This window comes from Schaalia radingae (genome assembly GCF_900106055.1).
Taxonomy (GTDB): domain Bacteria; phylum Actinomycetota; class Actinomycetes; order Actinomycetales; family Actinomycetaceae; genus Pauljensenia; species Pauljensenia radingae_A.
Map to the genome: position 1 here is coordinate 816,769 of NZ_LT629792.1, position 14,809 is coordinate 831,577.

The 14,809-nt window shown below is 59.0% G+C and carries 14 protein-coding genes; 8 read left to right on the forward strand and 6 right to left on the reverse strand.

Annotation, left to right across the window (positions count from 1 at the left end):
* The first annotated feature begins 1 nt into the window (after position 1).
* The 4 genes from BLT69_RS03570 to BLT69_RS03585 all read left to right on the forward strand — a co-directional run bounded on the left by BLT69_RS03570 (position 2) and on the right by BLT69_RS03585 (position 4,302).
* The gene (locus BLT69_RS03570) at positions 2 to 628 is read left to right on the forward strand and encodes a hypothetical protein (RefSeq protein WP_154955694.1); all 627 of its coding nucleotides are present in this window, start codon (positions 2 to 4) and stop codon (positions 626 to 628) included.
* A 290-nt stretch (positions 629 to 918) separates the two neighbouring features.
* Entirely contained in the window at positions 919 to 2,676 is a 1,758-nt protein-coding gene (gene leuA, locus BLT69_RS03575; protein ID WP_070727515.1) for a 2-isopropylmalate synthase, read from the forward strand.
* A 70-nt stretch (positions 2,677 to 2,746) separates the two neighbouring features.
* Positions 2,747 to 3,484, forward strand: a complete 738-nt coding sequence (gene recO / locus BLT69_RS03580; RefSeq protein ID WP_058236849.1) for a DNA repair protein RecO — start codon at positions 2,747 to 2,749, stop codon at positions 3,482 to 3,484.
* Positions 3,481 to 4,302, forward strand: a complete 822-nt coding sequence (locus BLT69_RS03585; RefSeq protein ID WP_070727518.1) for an isoprenyl transferase — start codon at positions 3,481 to 3,483, stop codon at positions 4,300 to 4,302. The genes recO and BLT69_RS03585 overlap by 4 nt, the downstream gene beginning before the upstream one ends.
* 5 nt (positions 4,303 to 4,307) lie before the next feature.
* Here the strand turns inward: BLT69_RS03585 and BLT69_RS03590 are convergent, their stop codons facing one another.
* The 6 genes from BLT69_RS03590 to BLT69_RS03615 form a co-directional block, all read right to left on the reverse strand.
* Positions 4,308 to 4,847 carry a DedA family protein gene (locus BLT69_RS03590; protein ID WP_058236392.1) on the reverse strand — a complete coding sequence of 180 codons (540 nt, stop codon included), beginning with the start codon at positions 4,845 to 4,847 and terminating at the stop codon, positions 4,308 to 4,310.
* Positions 4,847 to 5,248 carry a Fur family transcriptional regulator gene (locus BLT69_RS03595; RefSeq protein WP_058236393.1) on the reverse strand — a complete coding sequence of 134 codons (402 nt, stop codon included), beginning with the start codon at positions 5,246 to 5,248 and terminating at the stop codon, positions 4,847 to 4,849. Before BLT69_RS03595 ends, BLT69_RS03590 begins: the two co-directional genes overlap by 1 nt.
* 77 nt (positions 5,249 to 5,325) lie before the next feature.
* Positions 5,326 to 6,300: a metal ABC transporter permease gene (locus BLT69_RS03600; RefSeq protein WP_092648434.1), complete on the reverse strand. Its 975-nt coding sequence runs from the start codon at positions 6,298 to 6,300 to the stop codon at positions 5,326 to 5,328.
* Entirely contained in the window at positions 6,293 to 7,003 is a 711-nt protein-coding gene (locus BLT69_RS03605) for a metal ABC transporter ATP-binding protein (protein WP_074026150.1), read from the reverse strand. The genes BLT69_RS03600 and BLT69_RS03605 overlap by 8 nt, the downstream gene beginning before the upstream one ends.
* A 32-nt stretch (positions 7,004 to 7,035) precedes the next feature.
* Positions 7,036 to 8,070 carry a metal ABC transporter substrate-binding protein gene (locus tag BLT69_RS03610; RefSeq protein ID WP_092648435.1) on the reverse strand — a complete coding sequence of 345 codons (1,035 nt, stop codon included), beginning with the start codon at positions 8,068 to 8,070 and terminating at the stop codon, positions 7,036 to 7,038.
* A 61-nt stretch (positions 8,071 to 8,131) separates the two neighbouring features.
* Complete coding sequence (locus BLT69_RS03615; RefSeq protein WP_070727528.1) at positions 8,132 to 9,160, reverse strand: LacI family DNA-binding transcriptional regulator; 1,029 nt, start codon at positions 9,158 to 9,160, stop codon at positions 8,132 to 8,134.
* Positions 9,161 to 9,373: 213 nt separating this feature from the next.
* On the opposite strand from BLT69_RS03615, the gene BLT69_RS03620 reads away from it, so the two are divergent.
* The 4 genes from BLT69_RS03620 to BLT69_RS03635 all read left to right on the forward strand — a co-directional run bounded on the left by BLT69_RS03620 (position 9,374) and on the right by BLT69_RS03635 (position 14,793).
* Positions 9,374 to 10,630, forward strand: coding sequence for a sugar ABC transporter substrate-binding protein (locus tag BLT69_RS03620; protein ID WP_058236397.1), 1,257 nt, complete (start codon positions 9,374 to 9,376; stop codon positions 10,628 to 10,630).
* A 269-nt stretch (positions 10,631 to 10,899) separates the two neighbouring features.
* Positions 10,900 to 12,396 (forward strand): ABC transporter permease subunit, encoded by a 1,497-nt coding sequence (locus BLT69_RS03625; RefSeq protein ID WP_371935804.1) that lies wholly within the window; start codon positions 10,900 to 10,902, stop codon positions 12,394 to 12,396.
* Between the two features lie 77 nt (positions 12,397 to 12,473).
* Positions 12,474 to 13,322: a sugar ABC transporter permease gene (locus tag BLT69_RS03630; protein WP_070727595.1), complete on the forward strand. Its 849-nt coding sequence runs from the start codon at positions 12,474 to 12,476 to the stop codon at positions 13,320 to 13,322.
* Positions 13,323 to 13,401: 79 nt separating this feature from the next.
* On the forward strand, positions 13,402 to 14,793 hold the full coding sequence (locus BLT69_RS03635; RefSeq protein ID WP_058236399.1) for a glycine--tRNA ligase: 1,392 nt from the start codon (positions 13,402 to 13,404) through the stop codon (positions 14,791 to 14,793).
* Positions 14,794 to 14,809: the final 16 nt, after the last annotated feature.

The following is a 14,809-nucleotide window of genomic DNA, read 5'->3' on the forward strand; positions in this document are numbered from 1 at the left end:
AGTGAATAAGGAAGACACAAACCGCCCGGGAAGCTGCCGCATTCCTCGGAGCCAGATGATCCCAGTGGGTCCGCACGAGGGTCGCTACGTGATGTATGAGCCTGTCACGCATCACGCCTATCTCACGGTAGACAACGATGACCGTGGAGCAGCCGCACAGGGCGGGGGACTGATCGGAGCATTCCTTCTTGCGCCGCTGACGATGTGGCTGGTAACCAAGCACCCCGCTGATTTGAGCGGCGGCGCCTACATCGCACTCTTCTGTGCCGCGACGCTGCTGGGCGGAGCGGTTGCCGCCTGGCTGTATCATGCAGGCATCCGTCAGAAGATGAACCTGCACAGATGGAATGCGGGAGGCAACGACCTGCTGGCTGCTCGTTCACGCAACAGAGTGCGTGAGGTTTTTGCGTTCATCATCATGGTCATATTCGTGTTGCTTATTCCAGTCATGGCTTGGGCATACTTCGCGGTACCAACAGCCGCAGCGTTGACTCTGTATATCCCGGCGCTCGTCCTGTCGCCCATCTCGGTATATGCAGTGATCAGCACCCTGCGTCTGCAGGCATGTGCTCGCAGATGGCGTGCACAGGCCGCACGCGCTGATAACAGTTCTAACAGCGCCGGCTGACGCATGAACTGACGCAGGCGCGGTGCGCATCAACAGGTTTGGCATCGTCGATTCAAACGTCAACTGCACGGGAACCGGCGTCTGACCAGCGGCGCGTAGTGTCCACTTTGTGAAACGCGTGCGGCGCGGTGGTCCCAATCTCATTACGGTGGAGAATATGATGCAGCGCGCACTCCTGCTTATGTGCCGCGACGAGGCCTGAAAAGGCCGGAACCTCGTCGCGGCGTTTGTCGACCCCGGTCAAGCCGGTTCGCCACCGGAATCGACACCAGCAGGAAAGAAGAAAGCAGATGCGCACAACAGCCAACGTTCCCACACCTCAAGCCAGCCCCATGCCGGTTGACAAGTACATTCCATTCCTGGAATCCAACCCCATCGACCTGCCCACGCGCACATGGCCCACCAAGCGCATGACACGCGCCCCGCGCTGGCTGTCCACCGACCTGCGTGACGGCAACCAGGCACTGATCGAGCCGATGGATCCCACGCGCAAGCGTGCCATGTTCGATTTGCTGGTCTCACTGGGGTACAAGGAAATCGAGATTGGATTCCCAGCGGCATCGCAAACCGACTACGACTTTGTTCGCTCTCTGATTGACGATGAGGCGATCCCTGAAGACGTGACAGTGTCTGTGCTGACACAATCACGCACCGAACTCATTGAGCGCACCATCGACGCCCTCGTCGGCATTCCCCGGGCAACGGTTCACCTGTACAACGCAACGTCGCCACTGTTCCGCGAGCTCGTCTTCCGTATGGACAAGGCACAAACCGTTGACCTGGCACAAAGCGGCACTCGGGAAATCATGGCGCGGGCAGAAAAAGTCCTCTCAGATGACACGATCTTCGGCTTCGAATACTCACCGGAAATCTTCGTGGACACGGAGCTGGACTTCGCAGCCGAAATCTGCGAAGCAGTCATGGATATCTGGCAGCCTGACGACGACCGTGAAATTGTGCTGAATCTGCCGGCAACGGTGGAGCGCGCAACGCCTAATGTGTTTGCCGACCAGATCGAATGGATGTCAACGAACCTGTCGAGGCGCGACCACATCGCGCTGTCCGTCCACCCGCATAATGACCGCGGAACGGGTGTTGCAGCAGCGGAACTGGCGTTGCTGGCCGGCGCTGACCGCGTAGAGGGATGCCTGCTTGGACAGGGCGAACGAACCGGCAACGTGGACCTGGTCAACCTCGGCCTGAACATGATGAGCCAGGGTATCGATCCGGGTATTGACTTTTCCGACGTGGATCGCATCCGGCACACGGTGGAACACTGCACCATGATGGAAACCCCACCGCGTATGCCCTACGTGGGGGACCTGGTTTACACGTCCTTCTCCGGATCGCACCAGGACGCCATCAAGAAGGGCTTCGAAGCCCGCAAGAAGAAAGTTGCGGAAGCTGGCGGAGATGAAAACGCTGTGCCGTGGGGCATTCCGTACCTGCCGATCGACCCGCATGACGTGGGACGTTCCTACGAGGCGATCGTGCGCGTCAACTCCCAGTCCGGCAAAGGGGGCGTCGCCTACCTCATGTCGACCGCACACCACATGGAACTGCCGCGACGCCTGCAAATCGAATTCTCACGCATCGTTCAGCGTCACACAGATTCTTTTGGCGGAGAGATCAACTCCGAAAACCTGTGGAAGATCTTCACCGACGAATACCTGCCCGCCGACAGGGCAAGTGGCCTGGCCCCGTGGGGACGCTTCGAAATGGGAGACTTCCACCTGTACACGCGCGGCAAAGAGCAGGAAGTGGAACTGCGCGGGGAAATCCTGGATCAGGGACAGCCCGTTGCCATCAGCGTCGTGGGAACCGGCCCGATCGACGCATTCGTCGCAGCTATGCACGATTTCGACCTGGATGTGCGCATCCTCGACTACTCTGAGCACGCCATGAGCCAGGGACGTGACGCCACCGCAGCCGCATATGTGGAAGCAGCGGTCGACGGCCAGATCGTCTGGGGCGTCGGCATCGATTCGTCGATCACGACTGCCACCTACAAGGCAGTTATTTCCGCCATGAACCGCGCTTTGCGCTAATAGCACATTGACGGTGCCGGTCGACGTGTCCTGTGGCACCTCGACCGGCCTGTGAGACAATGCGAGCGTGATCAGAAGCTACCGGGACCAGGCGATCGTCCTGCGCACCCACAAACTGGGGGAAGCTGACCGTATCGTCTGCCTGCTCACCAAGGAAAACGGGCAGGTACGCACGGTAGCCAAGGGAGTGCGCCGCACCACCTCGAAATTCGGTGCGCGCCTGGAACCGTTCTCACTGATCGACGTGCAGCTGCATCGTGGCCGCACATTCGACATTGTGACGCAGGTCGAAATGCTGCGTCCCTACGGCACTCAACTGGCTTCTGACTTCGATTTGTTCGCCGCCGGAACGGTCATGGTGGAAACAGCAGAACGCCTCACGGCCGATTCAGCTGACGGTGCACACGCTCAATACTCACTCCTGCTCGGAGCACTCCACGCGTTGGCCAACCTGCGTCACGACCCGGTCCTCGTCGTCGATTCGTATCTTCTACGCGCCCTGTCAGTGGCGGGGTGGGCACCCTCGTGCTTCGCATGCGCCAGTTGCGGCAAGCCCGGCCCGCACACGTCCTTCTCCATTTCCGAGGGTGGCGCGCTGTGCGACGAGTGCCAAAGCGAAGGGGGAGTGGCCGTCTCGGAGAACACGATGGAACTGATGGGGCACCTCCTGGCCGGAAACTGGGATCAGGCTGACCGCACCGAAGCGTATGACCGGCAACGCGTCGCACACCTGACATCGGCGTATACGCAGTGGCATTTGGAACGTAAGCTGCGCGCACTCCAGCTCTTCGAAAGGAAACGGGCATGACATCTGCCCAGGCTCCGGTTGATCGGGCACCATCAGATCCCACTGCTCCTGTGCTCGGTCCGGGTCAGTGGTCCCAACCGGTTCCCGTTTTTGACCGCGTGCCTCGCCACGTCGCCCTCGTGATGGATGGAAATGGTCGATGGGCCAATGCTCGCGGATTGAATCGCACGGCAGGGCATCACGCCGGAGAATACTCCCTGATGGACACGATCGCCGGTGCCATTGACGCGGGCGTGCGCTATCTGAGCGTCTACACCTTTTCGACGGAAAACTGGAAACGTTCCCCGGCTGAAGTGCGTTTCATCATGAACTACGCGCCCGATGTGCTCACGCGCAGGACGGGCCAACTTGATGAATGGGGTGTGCGCGTGCGATGGAGTGGACGGCGACCCAAACTGTGGAAGTCCGTTATTCACGCCCTGGAAAAAGCTGAGCGCGCCACCGAATCGAACCGGACGCTCGATCTGATTTTGTGTGTCAACTACGGTGGGCGCGCCGAAATTGTGGACGCTGCACGCACGATTGCCATGGAGATTGCTGACGGGACGATGAAGCCGGCTGGCGTGACTGAACGGACGTTTGCGCGCCACTTGTATCTGCCCGATGTGCCAGATGTCGACCTGATGATTCGCACCTCAGGCGAGCAACGTATTTCGAACTACCTGCTCTGGCAGCTGGCGTACGCGGAGATGATGTTCGTGGATACGCCGTGGCCGCAATTTGACCGCAGTGAACTGTGGAAATGTCTGGCGTCCTACGGGAAACGTGATCGCCGTTTCGGTGGCGCCGTCAATTCACCGCACGCGCCGCTTCGGTGAGCGTCCTACTGTGCTGATACCGGGGATTCCTCGCACGTCAGGACTTCCTGAGGTGCCGCTTTGGGGTGCGAGCGACGATAAATGAGCCAGCTGGCCAGAATAATCACCGCCAGAGCGATCCCGATCCATGCAATCGGAGAGCCTGCGATTGCGCCGATGGCAGCGACCCACACAGCCAGCAGTCCCAGCCCGTACATGATCGACCACGCTACGCACCCGGGAAGCATCGCGAGGGTATAGGTGCGCCACTTCAACCGGACAACTCCGGCACCGGCATTGACCGCTGTCTGAACACCGACGGTGAGGAAGCACAGTGGGATGATCAAAAGTCCCCATTTTTCGAGCAGTTCTGCACCGCGGCGGGGAACAGGCCCGTTAAACCAGCGGGCGATCGCGCCGATGAGGCCGGAGTGTCCGTCACCTTTCAGGGCGCCCGCGGCGGCGCCTCGACCAAGCCAATAGGTGCCCTGGGCGCGCAAGAAGACGACAAAGAACAGGAAGATGAAAAGAGGCAGCCCGCTTGAGGCCCACTGGGGAACTGGCATCAGTCCTCGTCATCCTCAACAGCGCTGCACTCAGAGCACAGACCGAATACTTCGAGCGAATGGGCAACCTCAGTGAAGCCGTGCTGCGAGGCGATCTGAGAAATCCAGGATTCTGCTTCGCTGACTTCGATCTCTTCAGTGTGACCGCAGTTGCGGCACACCAGGTGGTGGTGGTGGCCTTCATCTTCGCACAGACGGAACATCGATTCGCCATCGTCCATGCGCAGGACATCGACGACATTCATCTCAGCCAGTGCCTGCAGATTGCGGTAGACCGTCGCTAGGCCGACGCGCTGCCCCTGATTTGTCAGGTCGTCGTAGATCCGCTGTGCGGAACGAAAGTCCTTGTCACGACGCAGCTCGTTAAAGACGGATTGACGTTGCCGAGTCATCCGCTGCACGATGTCCCCCTCTTGCCGACCCTGAAGTAAATCTTCTCGTTCTTGGAAGCATACAGGGTTGAGGCGAGAAATGGAGATTACAGTGTGTCATCTGCTGGTGGTGTGCCCATCCGATCGGGGGAGTCAGGATGCGCCGAATGAGCGTGAGGATCACCGGCAATCAGATGTGTATGTCCGCCGGTGACCTGGAGGCGTCGCCCTCGTCGAATACCGTCAATGGCAGCCTTGATGACGAATCCGAGGATGTATACGACGATAGCTGCCACCACGATGAGTGCGCCGGGGGAGACATCCACGAAGTAGGTCACCACAAGGCCGCCGACACATAGCACGGTTCCCAGAGCCATTGCGCAGGCCATTGTGGAGCGGAAGGAACGGGTGACGAGTTGCGCGATTGCGACCGGGACGATCATCAGGGCCGACACCAGGAGCGAGCCCACGACGCGCATCGCAACTGCGACAGTTAACGCCGACAGGATCGCGATGAGGATGGACAGGGCAGCCACCGGAAGGCCGGTTGAGTGCGCGAAGTCCTCATCATCGGTCACTGCGTACAGTGCAGGAGAGAATCCCAGGCCAATGAGCAATATGAGTGCACATAGCGCGCCGATCAGATAGACGTCACCCCATTGCACTGTTGAGATGGATCCGAATAGATACGAGTTCAACTGTGTGGACGTTCCACCTGCCAGACCGATCAGCAGGACGCCGGTGGCGATGCCTCCGTAGAACAACATGGCGAGGGCAACGTCGGCACTGGTGCGGCCACTGAGCCTGACGACTTCGATCGTCACCGCGCCCAGGATTGATACGACAAGGGCGCCCGGCAATGCCCATTGATCAGAAGGCGTCACGTTTGCAGCTGTCCCGGCGATCCAGCCCAGAGCCACACCCGTCAGCGAGACGTGCCCGATGCCGTCTCCCAGCATCGCCATGCGGCGATGTACCAGGTAGGTGCCGACGATGGGTGCGCACAGTCCGACCAGCAGCGCTGCCAGCAGGGAGCGGAGCATCAGTGGGGATGTGAAAAGGTCGGCGAGTGCCTCATCCATGATGGCTCGCCTCCTCGGTCGATGCCGGTTGTGGGGCGTCGTCGTAGGTGATGTGGCCGGCGGCAATGGTGATTTGACGATCCAGGAGGGGGCGTAGTTCCCCTAGCTCATGCAGGACCAACACAATGGTGGTGCCCCCGTCCTTGGCTGACTGCACGATCGACGCCAGGCGTTGGCGCGAAACCGAATCGATTCCAGTTAGCGGCTCATCCATGATGAGAAAATCCGGGTGGCGCACCAGGGCGCGCGCAATGTTGACGCGCTGACGCTGCCCACCCGACAGGATGGAGACCGGATCGTTTGCGCGATGTGCGAGCCCGACCAGTTCCAGAGCACCGAGCGCTTTGCGTCGATCGGAGCGTGACAGCCAGAATTTTCGAGGCCCCAGTAAACCTGAGGCGACAACTTCACGCGCATTGGAGGCGACGCCGCCGCCTGCGCGTGAATATTGCGGGACGTAGCCGATGCGCGACCATGGTCGCTTGCCGTGCGCACTGACCTGCATGCCGAACAGTGACATGCTGCCACGTGTCACCGGTGCGGTGCCAAGGATCGCGTGTACCAGCGTGGACTTGCCGGAACCGTTGGCACCCGTCACGGCGAGCGTTTGTCCGGCGGGTATATCCAGGTTAATGCCGTGCAGGATGAGGGTGTCATCCCACGCGACATGCAGGTCACGCATGCTGACGGCAAGAGTGGTCATGTCAGACGCATCGGGGCAGGTCATTGCGGGGGCTACTTGCAATCCAGTGCTGTGCGCAGAGCAGCCAGATTGTCTCTCATCACGTCCATGTAGTCCTTGGATGGATCGTTTTGGGATTCGAGGGGATCAAGGACTGCGGTCTTAATTCCCGGGTCCTCTGCCAGTGTCTGCGCAATCTTCGGGTCAATGAGAGTCTCAGTGAAAATTGTCGTCACGCCTTCTTTCTTGGCCAGCTCGGAGATCTCCTTCAGTTTGGCTGGCGAGGGCGATGTTTCCGGATCAATACCGGCAATGCCTTCCTGGTTCACGCTGGCGCGGTCGGCCAGGTAACCGAAGGCCTCGTGCGAGGTGATGAATGTCGTGTGAGCGCACTTGCGTGTGCCCTCGACAATTTCCGTCGACAATTCGTTGAGGGAAGTAGACACCTGGGCCGCCTGCGTGGTGTACAGCTGCGCGTTGGTTGGGTCGGCTTTTGCGAGCGCCTGTCCAATCATCGTGGCAGCTTGAGCCATACGCTGGGGATCCAGCCAGAAATGTGGATCCACGTCACCGTGGTCATGTTCGTGACCTGTGTCGTGATCGCCGTGTTCCTCATCCGCCGAGTCAGTGTCCTCGGCCTCACTGTGCCCCGACTGCGCGTCCTCGTCTACGTGCGTGGGGGACAGGAGCTGAACAGCACTGGCAACGTCAACAACGTGTTCGGGTGGATTGATCGCAACAGCGTCATCGACGGCAGTCTGGAAACCAGAAAGATAGACCACGATGTCTGAACGCCCCAATTCGTTCACCTTGGCCGGCGACAGCTCCAGGTCGTGCGGTTCGGCGCCCGGAGGTGTCAGTGACGACACGGCTACACGATCACCGCCGATCTGCTCCACCAGATATTGCAACGGGTAGAAGGATGCCGCGACGTTGAGTACCGTCGACCCGTCGGACTGGGAGGACTGGCCTGCGTCAGCGATGACCGACCGTTCAGACTGCGTGGATTGGGGTGCTGAAGGAGTGGAACACCCGGCGAGCACGGTGGCAGCGCAGACGAGGGTGAGGAGAGGACGCGAGATCTTCATACCTACAACTCCACCGTAAGTGAGAATGAATGTCAAGTGGACCTGGTGTGAGATGTGTAGTTTATCGCGATGTGGACGGCGCTCGGCCAGTCGAACCGCGGACAACCAGATCCGGTGTGTACAAAAATGCCCCGGACGTGGCGGGCATGTCAGGATTCTTAATCGCTTCGAACAGAGTGCGAACTGCAGCCGTGGTAATTGCATCGACAGGCTGGCGGATCGTCGTGAGGGGTGGATCGAGGTGAGCCATGAGTTGCGAATCGTCAAACCCGACAACCGACAGGTCATCCGGCACGCGCATGCCACGTGACTTTGCCGCGCGAATTGCGCCCAGTGCCTGCATATCTGATCCAGTGACGAGGGCAGTCATGCCTTCATCGAGCAGACCGTGAGTTGCAGCTGCGGCGGCCTCGTATGTGTAGAACGTTTCGACAATGCGCGGCTTGTCGATTCCGAACTCCTGAGCCATGACTGTCTTGAATGCGTCGACTTTCCTGCTGGCGGGCACGATGTGCGTATGCCCGGACAGCAGAGCGATCCGTGTGTGTCCCAGTTCGCGCAGGTGACGCACGGCGATCGAGATACCGATCTGGTCGGCGGCAGAAAAATCTGCGCTTTCAATCTCCTCGCGTGATCCATTGATGGTGACGAATGGGATGCGTCGTTCGCGCAGGTGATGGTAGCGGGACATATCTCCGCGAAAATCGGCGTGACGCCCCGACACAAAAATCAAGCCGGAGCATCCGTGGGACAGAAGGGTTTGAACGTAGTCACCCTCGGAGGTGGAGCCGGGAGTCTGACTGCAGATCAATGGGATTGCACCTGTGCGCGAAACCTCAGCCTGGATGGCGTGGGCGTATGCGGCGAAAATTGGATTGGTCAGTTCGGGGATGATGATCCCGACGCAGGGGGTGGAGGAGGAGCGTTCAGGAAGGGGGCGTTCATACCCCAGAGAATCAATCGCCGTCAGGACGCGGTGGCGCGTCTCGGCTGACACGGGGCCAGTTCCGTTAATGACGCGTGACACGGTAGCTGTTGACACCTGCGCGTGTTCAGCGATATCAGTCATCCGTGTGCGGTGCTTCGGCATTGAACCCTCCCCGTTATGTACGTCTTATCGATCGTAGTCGATCACGAGGGTGAGCCGTGCATGGCTCACCGAGTGGACGCTGTACTGAATGTAACAGTTCTCTATCTTTTCTGTAAATCCTTGCACAATTGTCGGAGATTATTTACAGTAAGAGCTACAACCGCACGGCAGCGGAGCGTGCGGATTCACGATCACCCGATCATAGGAGTTTGAATGCGCAGACGCATAACTGTACTTGGTGCCCTCGCCATCGTTGCCACACTGACAGCGTGCGGCGGAAATTCGCCGTCCGGCCAGTCCTCAGACGGTGTTGACGCGGAACAGTCCGCCATCGGACAGTCCGCTTCGGACGGTGCTGCAACCGTTGGATCCCTCACTATCTGGGCAGATGACACCCGAACCGGGCCGCTGAAAGAACTCGCGAAAGATTTCACTGCTCAAACGCAAATTGACGTCAATATCTTCTCCAAGTCCAACGACACCATGTCGAAAGACTTCATCGCGCAGGTACCTACCGGCAAAGGCCCCGACATGATGGTGACCGCTCACGATGGGCTGGGAGAACTGGTCAACAATGGTGTGGTCGCTCCGGTTGACATTGCCGATTCAGCTGACGCCTTTACCGAATCAGCAGTGCAGGCCGTGACCTATGACGGGCAGACCTACGGCGTGCCCTACGCCACCGAATCGCTGGCACTGGTGCGCAATAACGCGCTGACCACGGATGAGCCTGCCACATTCGACGAGATGATCGAATCGGGCAAAGCGACAGGAGCCGAGTATCCGTTCGTCCTCCAAACCGGAGATCAGGGAGACCCGTACCATTACTACCCATTCCAGACCTCCTTTGGTGCAACGGTTTTTGCTCAGGAAGCTGACGGTTCCTACACCTCAGAGCTGACGATGGGTGGCGAAAAGGGGGTGGCGTATGCTACATGGCTGAAGCAACAGGCAGACGCTGGAATCTTCGACATCAACATCACCGGCGAAATCGCCAAGCAGTCCTTCCTGGACGGCAAAGCGGCATACACCGTGACGGGTCCGTGGAACGTTGACGCTTTCCGCGATGCCGGCATGGACATCTCTGTGCTGCCCATCCCCTCAGCGGGAGGTGAAACAGCGGCGCCGTTCGTCGGCGTCCAAGTCTTCTACGCATCTGCAAAGAGCCAGAACCAGGTGCTTGTCTCGAAGTTCATGGACTTTATGAAGACCCCCGAAGCGCAGCAGAAAATGTACGACCTGGCTGGGCGCACACCGGCTCTGAAAGAAACAGCCGCCGCAATTGATGACCCTGACATTCAGGCTTTCTCCAAGATTGCCGAAACCGGTATGCCCATGCCGTCTATTCCTGAGATGAGCGCCGTGTGGCAGTTCTGGGGTCTGACCGAAGCGAACATCATCTCCGGCAAGGAAGCTCCCGAAGAAGGCTGGAACACGATGATCTCCAACATTCAAGGCGCTATTGAGTAGTGTCTGTCGCGTCGCGCTGCTCACTGCAGCGTGACAGACCAGTGGCACGGGGATGAGAAACGAGGTGCCTCGCATCTCTTTTCTCATCCACCGTGCCGCCCGCACTCTGTTCACCCAATCAGGAGTAGGCCATGTCGTCGCCTTCATCAGCAACGTCTTCTCACACAGAACAGTCCTCACAGTCAACGGATTCACCGCAGGCCCCCTCGTACCGCACTTCACATGCCCGCGACATAACGAGGCCCGGTTTTATCGCCAAATTGATCTTGATGATGCTCGTCAATGCACTCGGCGTCTACGGCATCATCACAGCGGCGTTCGTCCAGTCGTGGCTCATCGTGGCGCTACTGGTCCTTCTGCTGGTTGCCGTCGATTTCATCTATTTTTCCTCGCGGATGCTGCCCGCCAAATACCTGATCCCCGGCCTGGTGTTCCTCCTGATCTACCAGGTCTTCGTCATGGGGTATACCGGCTACGTGTCCTTCACAAACTACGGGCAAGGGCATAACTCGACCAAAGCTGACGCCATCAGCTCCATCATGATGGAGAACAAGAAAAGGGTGGATGGCGCGCCCACCGTCAATATGGCGGTCGTCGACGACGGCGGCACACTGGGGCTGGCGGTCGAAGATCCCGATACACATGCGGTGAGCGTCGGTTTTGAGGATGTGCCGCTTCATGAGGTCAACGCACAAGTCGGCTCCCTGGGTATCACCTCGGTGGAAGGCTACGACGTCCTCGCGTTTGCAGATGTTGCAGCCCGACAAAACGACGTGGTCAACCTGACTGTACCGGTCAGTGACAACCCTGACGACGGGTATTACGTCACCACCGACGGCTCCAAAGGTTATCTGGCTCAGCCCACATTCCACTACGACGAACAAGCCGACACCATGACAAACACGGCAACCGGCGTGGTGTACACGGCAGACAGTGACGGTTTCTTCACCTCACCAGACGGCGAGCACCTCACGCCCGGGTGGCGCGTCTTTGTCGGTTTCGACAACTACGCCTCAATGGTGGTCAGCCCTGACCTGGCCGTCCCGTTCTTTAAATCGCTGATCTGGTCGTTCGTCTTTGCATTCGGATCGGTGATCACCACCTTCGCCTTCGGCCTCTTCCTGGCATTGACATTCGCTGATCAGCGCATCAAAGGCCGGCGCGTCTTCCAGTCCCTGATGATTCTGCCCTACGCGTTCCCTGGCTTCCTCGCCACCCTGGTCTGGCGCGGCATGCTCAACGAGCGCTTCGGCTTCGTCAACGAGGCATTGCTGGGCTGGATGCCCGGAGCGAATATTCCGTGGCTGACCGATGGGACGTGGGCGAAGGTCTCCATCCTGGGGGTGAACTTGTGGCTCGGATTCCCATACATGTTCCTCGTCTGCCTGGGTGCACTGCAATCGTTGCCCTCTGACGTCATGGAGGCGGCGAAGATAGACGGAGCAGGGGCGCTGCGCACAGTGTGGTCAGTGAAGCTACCACTGGTGCTGCAATCGACGGTCCCACTGCTCATCTCATCGTTTGCCTTCAACTTCAACAACTTCTCACTGATCTACATGCTCACAGGTGGCGGCCCGTCCTATCCGGGATTGTCGGTGCCGGTGGGTGAGACTGACATTTTGATCTCGATGGTCTACAAGATCGCATTTGACCGGGGCGGGCAGAACTTCGGTCTGGCATCAGCCATGTCGATCGTCATCTTCATCGTCGTAGGAGTGATCTCCTGGCTGGGCTTCAGGAAGACGCGCGCATTGGAGGAACTGTGATGACTACTGCATCAACGTCTCAAGCTGCCACAACACGCGGCGCACACAACGATCAGGCGAACAATACACGCCACTCGATGTCGGCTGGCCGATGGATGCGAGAGCTGGGGTGGAGGTATGTGGTCGGTATCCTCGTCACCATCTACTGTCTGATTCCTCTGCTGTACGTCTTGTCTGTCTCCCTGTCGCCGGGCGCGACGCTGACCGGAGCCAACAAGTTATTCCAGCACTTCTCATTGGAGAACTTCCAAGCACTGGGGCAAACCACGTACTGGCAGTGGATCAAGAACTCGCTGATCGTTTCATCGATTACCGCGATTGGTACAGTGCTGATGGGCGCTGCGGCCGCTTACGCATTTTCCCGTTTTCGTTTCCGAGGGCGACGCGGCACACTCACCTTCCTGCTCCTGGTTCAGATGTTCCCGCAGATGCTGGCATTCGTGGCACTGTTCCTGCTGCTGCTCGCCCTCCAGGACGTTTTTCCGGTCCTGGGACTGGACTCTCGTCTGGCGCTGATCTGCGTGTATCTGGGCGGCGCATTGGGGTCGAACACCTTCCTGCTGTACGGGTTCTTTAACACCGTTCCCCGCGAACTTGACGAAGCGGCCGAAATCGACGGGGCAAGCCACGCTCAGACGTTCTGGACGATCATCATGCCGCTCGTGATCCCGATCCTGGCTGTTGTCGGTTTACTGTCCTTTATCGCCAGTTTCTCCGACTTCGTCATTGCGCGTGTTGTGCTGCAAAGCGAATCAAATTTCACACTGGCTGTCGGCATGTACAACTGGGCTGCCGATGAGCGCGTGGCACCGTGGGGCCTGTTCGCCGCAGGAGCCGTTGTCGCGGCAATTCCGGTGATTGTGCTGTTCCAGTATCTGCAAAAGTACATCGTGTCGGGTCTGACAGCGGGCGCAGTGAAGGGGTAACGCAGTAAAACCGGTAGACTCGAGCGCGTGAGCGTCGCACCAGCCAGGTGCGACGATGAAAATAAGGAGAATATCCAACATGGCACAAGGCCCTTCACGTCTCGACTCGGTCATCAGCCTGGCCAAGCGCCGCGGCTTCGTGTTTCCCTCCGGGGAAATCTACGGTGGTACCCGTTCAGCCTGGGATTACGGTCCGCTGGGTGTGGAGCTGAAAGAAAACATCAAGCGCCAATGGTGGAACACTGTTGTGCGCTCCCGTGACGATGTTGTGGGACTGGACTCAGCCGTTATTTTGCCCAAGCGCGTGTGGGAAGTGTCCGGTCATGTCACAGCATTCACTGACCCATTGACCGAATGCCTGTCCTGCCACAAGCGTCTGCGTGAGGACGAACTAATCGAGCAGTACGCTGAGAAGCATTCGAAAGATGAAGGCGACGTGTCGATGGAAGACGTGCCGTGTCCGAACTGTGGGACGCGCGGTCAGTGGACACAGCCCAAGGCTTTCTCCGGACTGCTCAAGACATTCCTTGGTCCCGTTGATGACGAGGCCGGACTGCACTACCTGCGCCCCGAAACAGCACAGGGTATCTTCACGCAGTTCGCCAACGTTATGTCGACCTCCCGCAAGAAACCACCGTTCGGAATCGCTCAGATCGGCAAGTCCTTCCGCAACGAAATCACGCCAGGTAACTTCATCTTCCGTACCCGCGAATTCGAGCAGATGGAGCTTGAGTTCTTCGTAGAACCGGGCACTGATGAGCAGTGGCATCAGCAGTGGATCGACCAGCGTTTCCAGTGGTACGTCGACCTGGGCATTGATCCCGAACACCTGCGCCTATACGAACACCCGAAAGAGAAACTCTCGCACTACTCCAAGCGCACCGTTGATATCGAATACACGTTCGGTTTCCAAGGCTCCCAGTGGGGCGAGCTCGAAGGCATCGCGAACCGTACCGACTACGACCTATCGGTCCATGCCGAAGCTTCCGGCGCCAAGCTGGACTACTTCGATCAGCAGAAGAACGAACGCTGGACTCCGTATGTTATCGAACCGTCGGCTGGTCTGACCCGCTCTCTCATGGCATTCCTCGTGGAAGCTTACGACGAGGAAGAAGTACCCAACGCGAAGGGTGGTGCGGACAAGCGAACGGTGCTGCATATGGATCCTCGTCTGGCTCCCGTCAAGGCCGCCGTCTTGCCGCTGTCACGCAAGCCGGAACTGCAGGAGCCTGCACGCGAACTGGCGAAGAGCCTGCGCATGCGGTGGAACGTGGACTATGACGATGCTGGCGCGGTGGGCCGGCGCTACCGCCGTCAAGATGAGATCGGCACACCCTACTGCGTCACCATTGACTTCGACTCGCTCGACGATCACGCAGCGACAATCCGTGAGCGCGACTCGATGGAGCAGGTGCGCATCCCGATCGACGAGGTTCCTGCCTGGCTTGCCGATAAGCTCGGCGCCTGCTGAGGCATACCTGTCCATC

Excerpts from the sequence above, each read along its gene's own strand:
- leuA (WP_070727515.1), top strand. The coding sequence starts at position 919 with ATGCGCACAACAGCCAACGTTCCCACACCTCAAGCCAGCCCCATGCCG.
- BLT69_RS03585 (WP_070727518.1), top strand. The coding sequence starts at position 3,481 with ATGACATCTGCCCAGGCTCCGGTTGATCGGGCACCATCAGATCCCACT.
- BLT69_RS03590 (WP_058236392.1), bottom strand. The coding sequence starts at position 4,847 with ATGCCAGTTCCCCAGTGGGCCTCAAGCGGGCTGCCTCTTTTCATCTTC.
- BLT69_RS03600 (WP_092648434.1), bottom strand. The coding sequence starts at position 6,300 with ATGGATGAGGCACTCGCCGACCTTTTCACATCCCCACTGATGCTCCGC.
- BLT69_RS03605 (WP_074026150.1), bottom strand. The coding sequence starts at position 7,003 with ATGACCACTCTTGCCGTCAGCATGCGTGACCTGCATGTCGCGTGGGAT.
- BLT69_RS03610 (WP_092648435.1), bottom strand. The coding sequence starts at position 8,070 with ATGAAGATCTCGCGTCCTCTCCTCACCCTCGTCTGCGCTGCCACCGTG.
- BLT69_RS03615 (WP_070727528.1), bottom strand. The coding sequence starts at position 9,160 with ATGCCGAAGCACCGCACACGGATGACTGATATCGCTGAACACGCGCAG.
- BLT69_RS03620 (WP_058236397.1), top strand. The coding sequence starts at position 9,374 with ATGCGCAGACGCATAACTGTACTTGGTGCCCTCGCCATCGTTGCCACA.
- BLT69_RS03625 (WP_371935804.1), top strand. The coding sequence starts at position 10,900 with ATGATGCTCGTCAATGCACTCGGCGTCTACGGCATCATCACAGCGGCG.
- BLT69_RS03630 (WP_070727595.1), top strand. The coding sequence starts at position 12,474 with ATGTCGGCTGGCCGATGGATGCGAGAGCTGGGGTGGAGGTATGTGGTC.
- BLT69_RS03635 (WP_058236399.1), top strand. The coding sequence starts at position 13,402 with ATGGCACAAGGCCCTTCACGTCTCGACTCGGTCATCAGCCTGGCCAAG.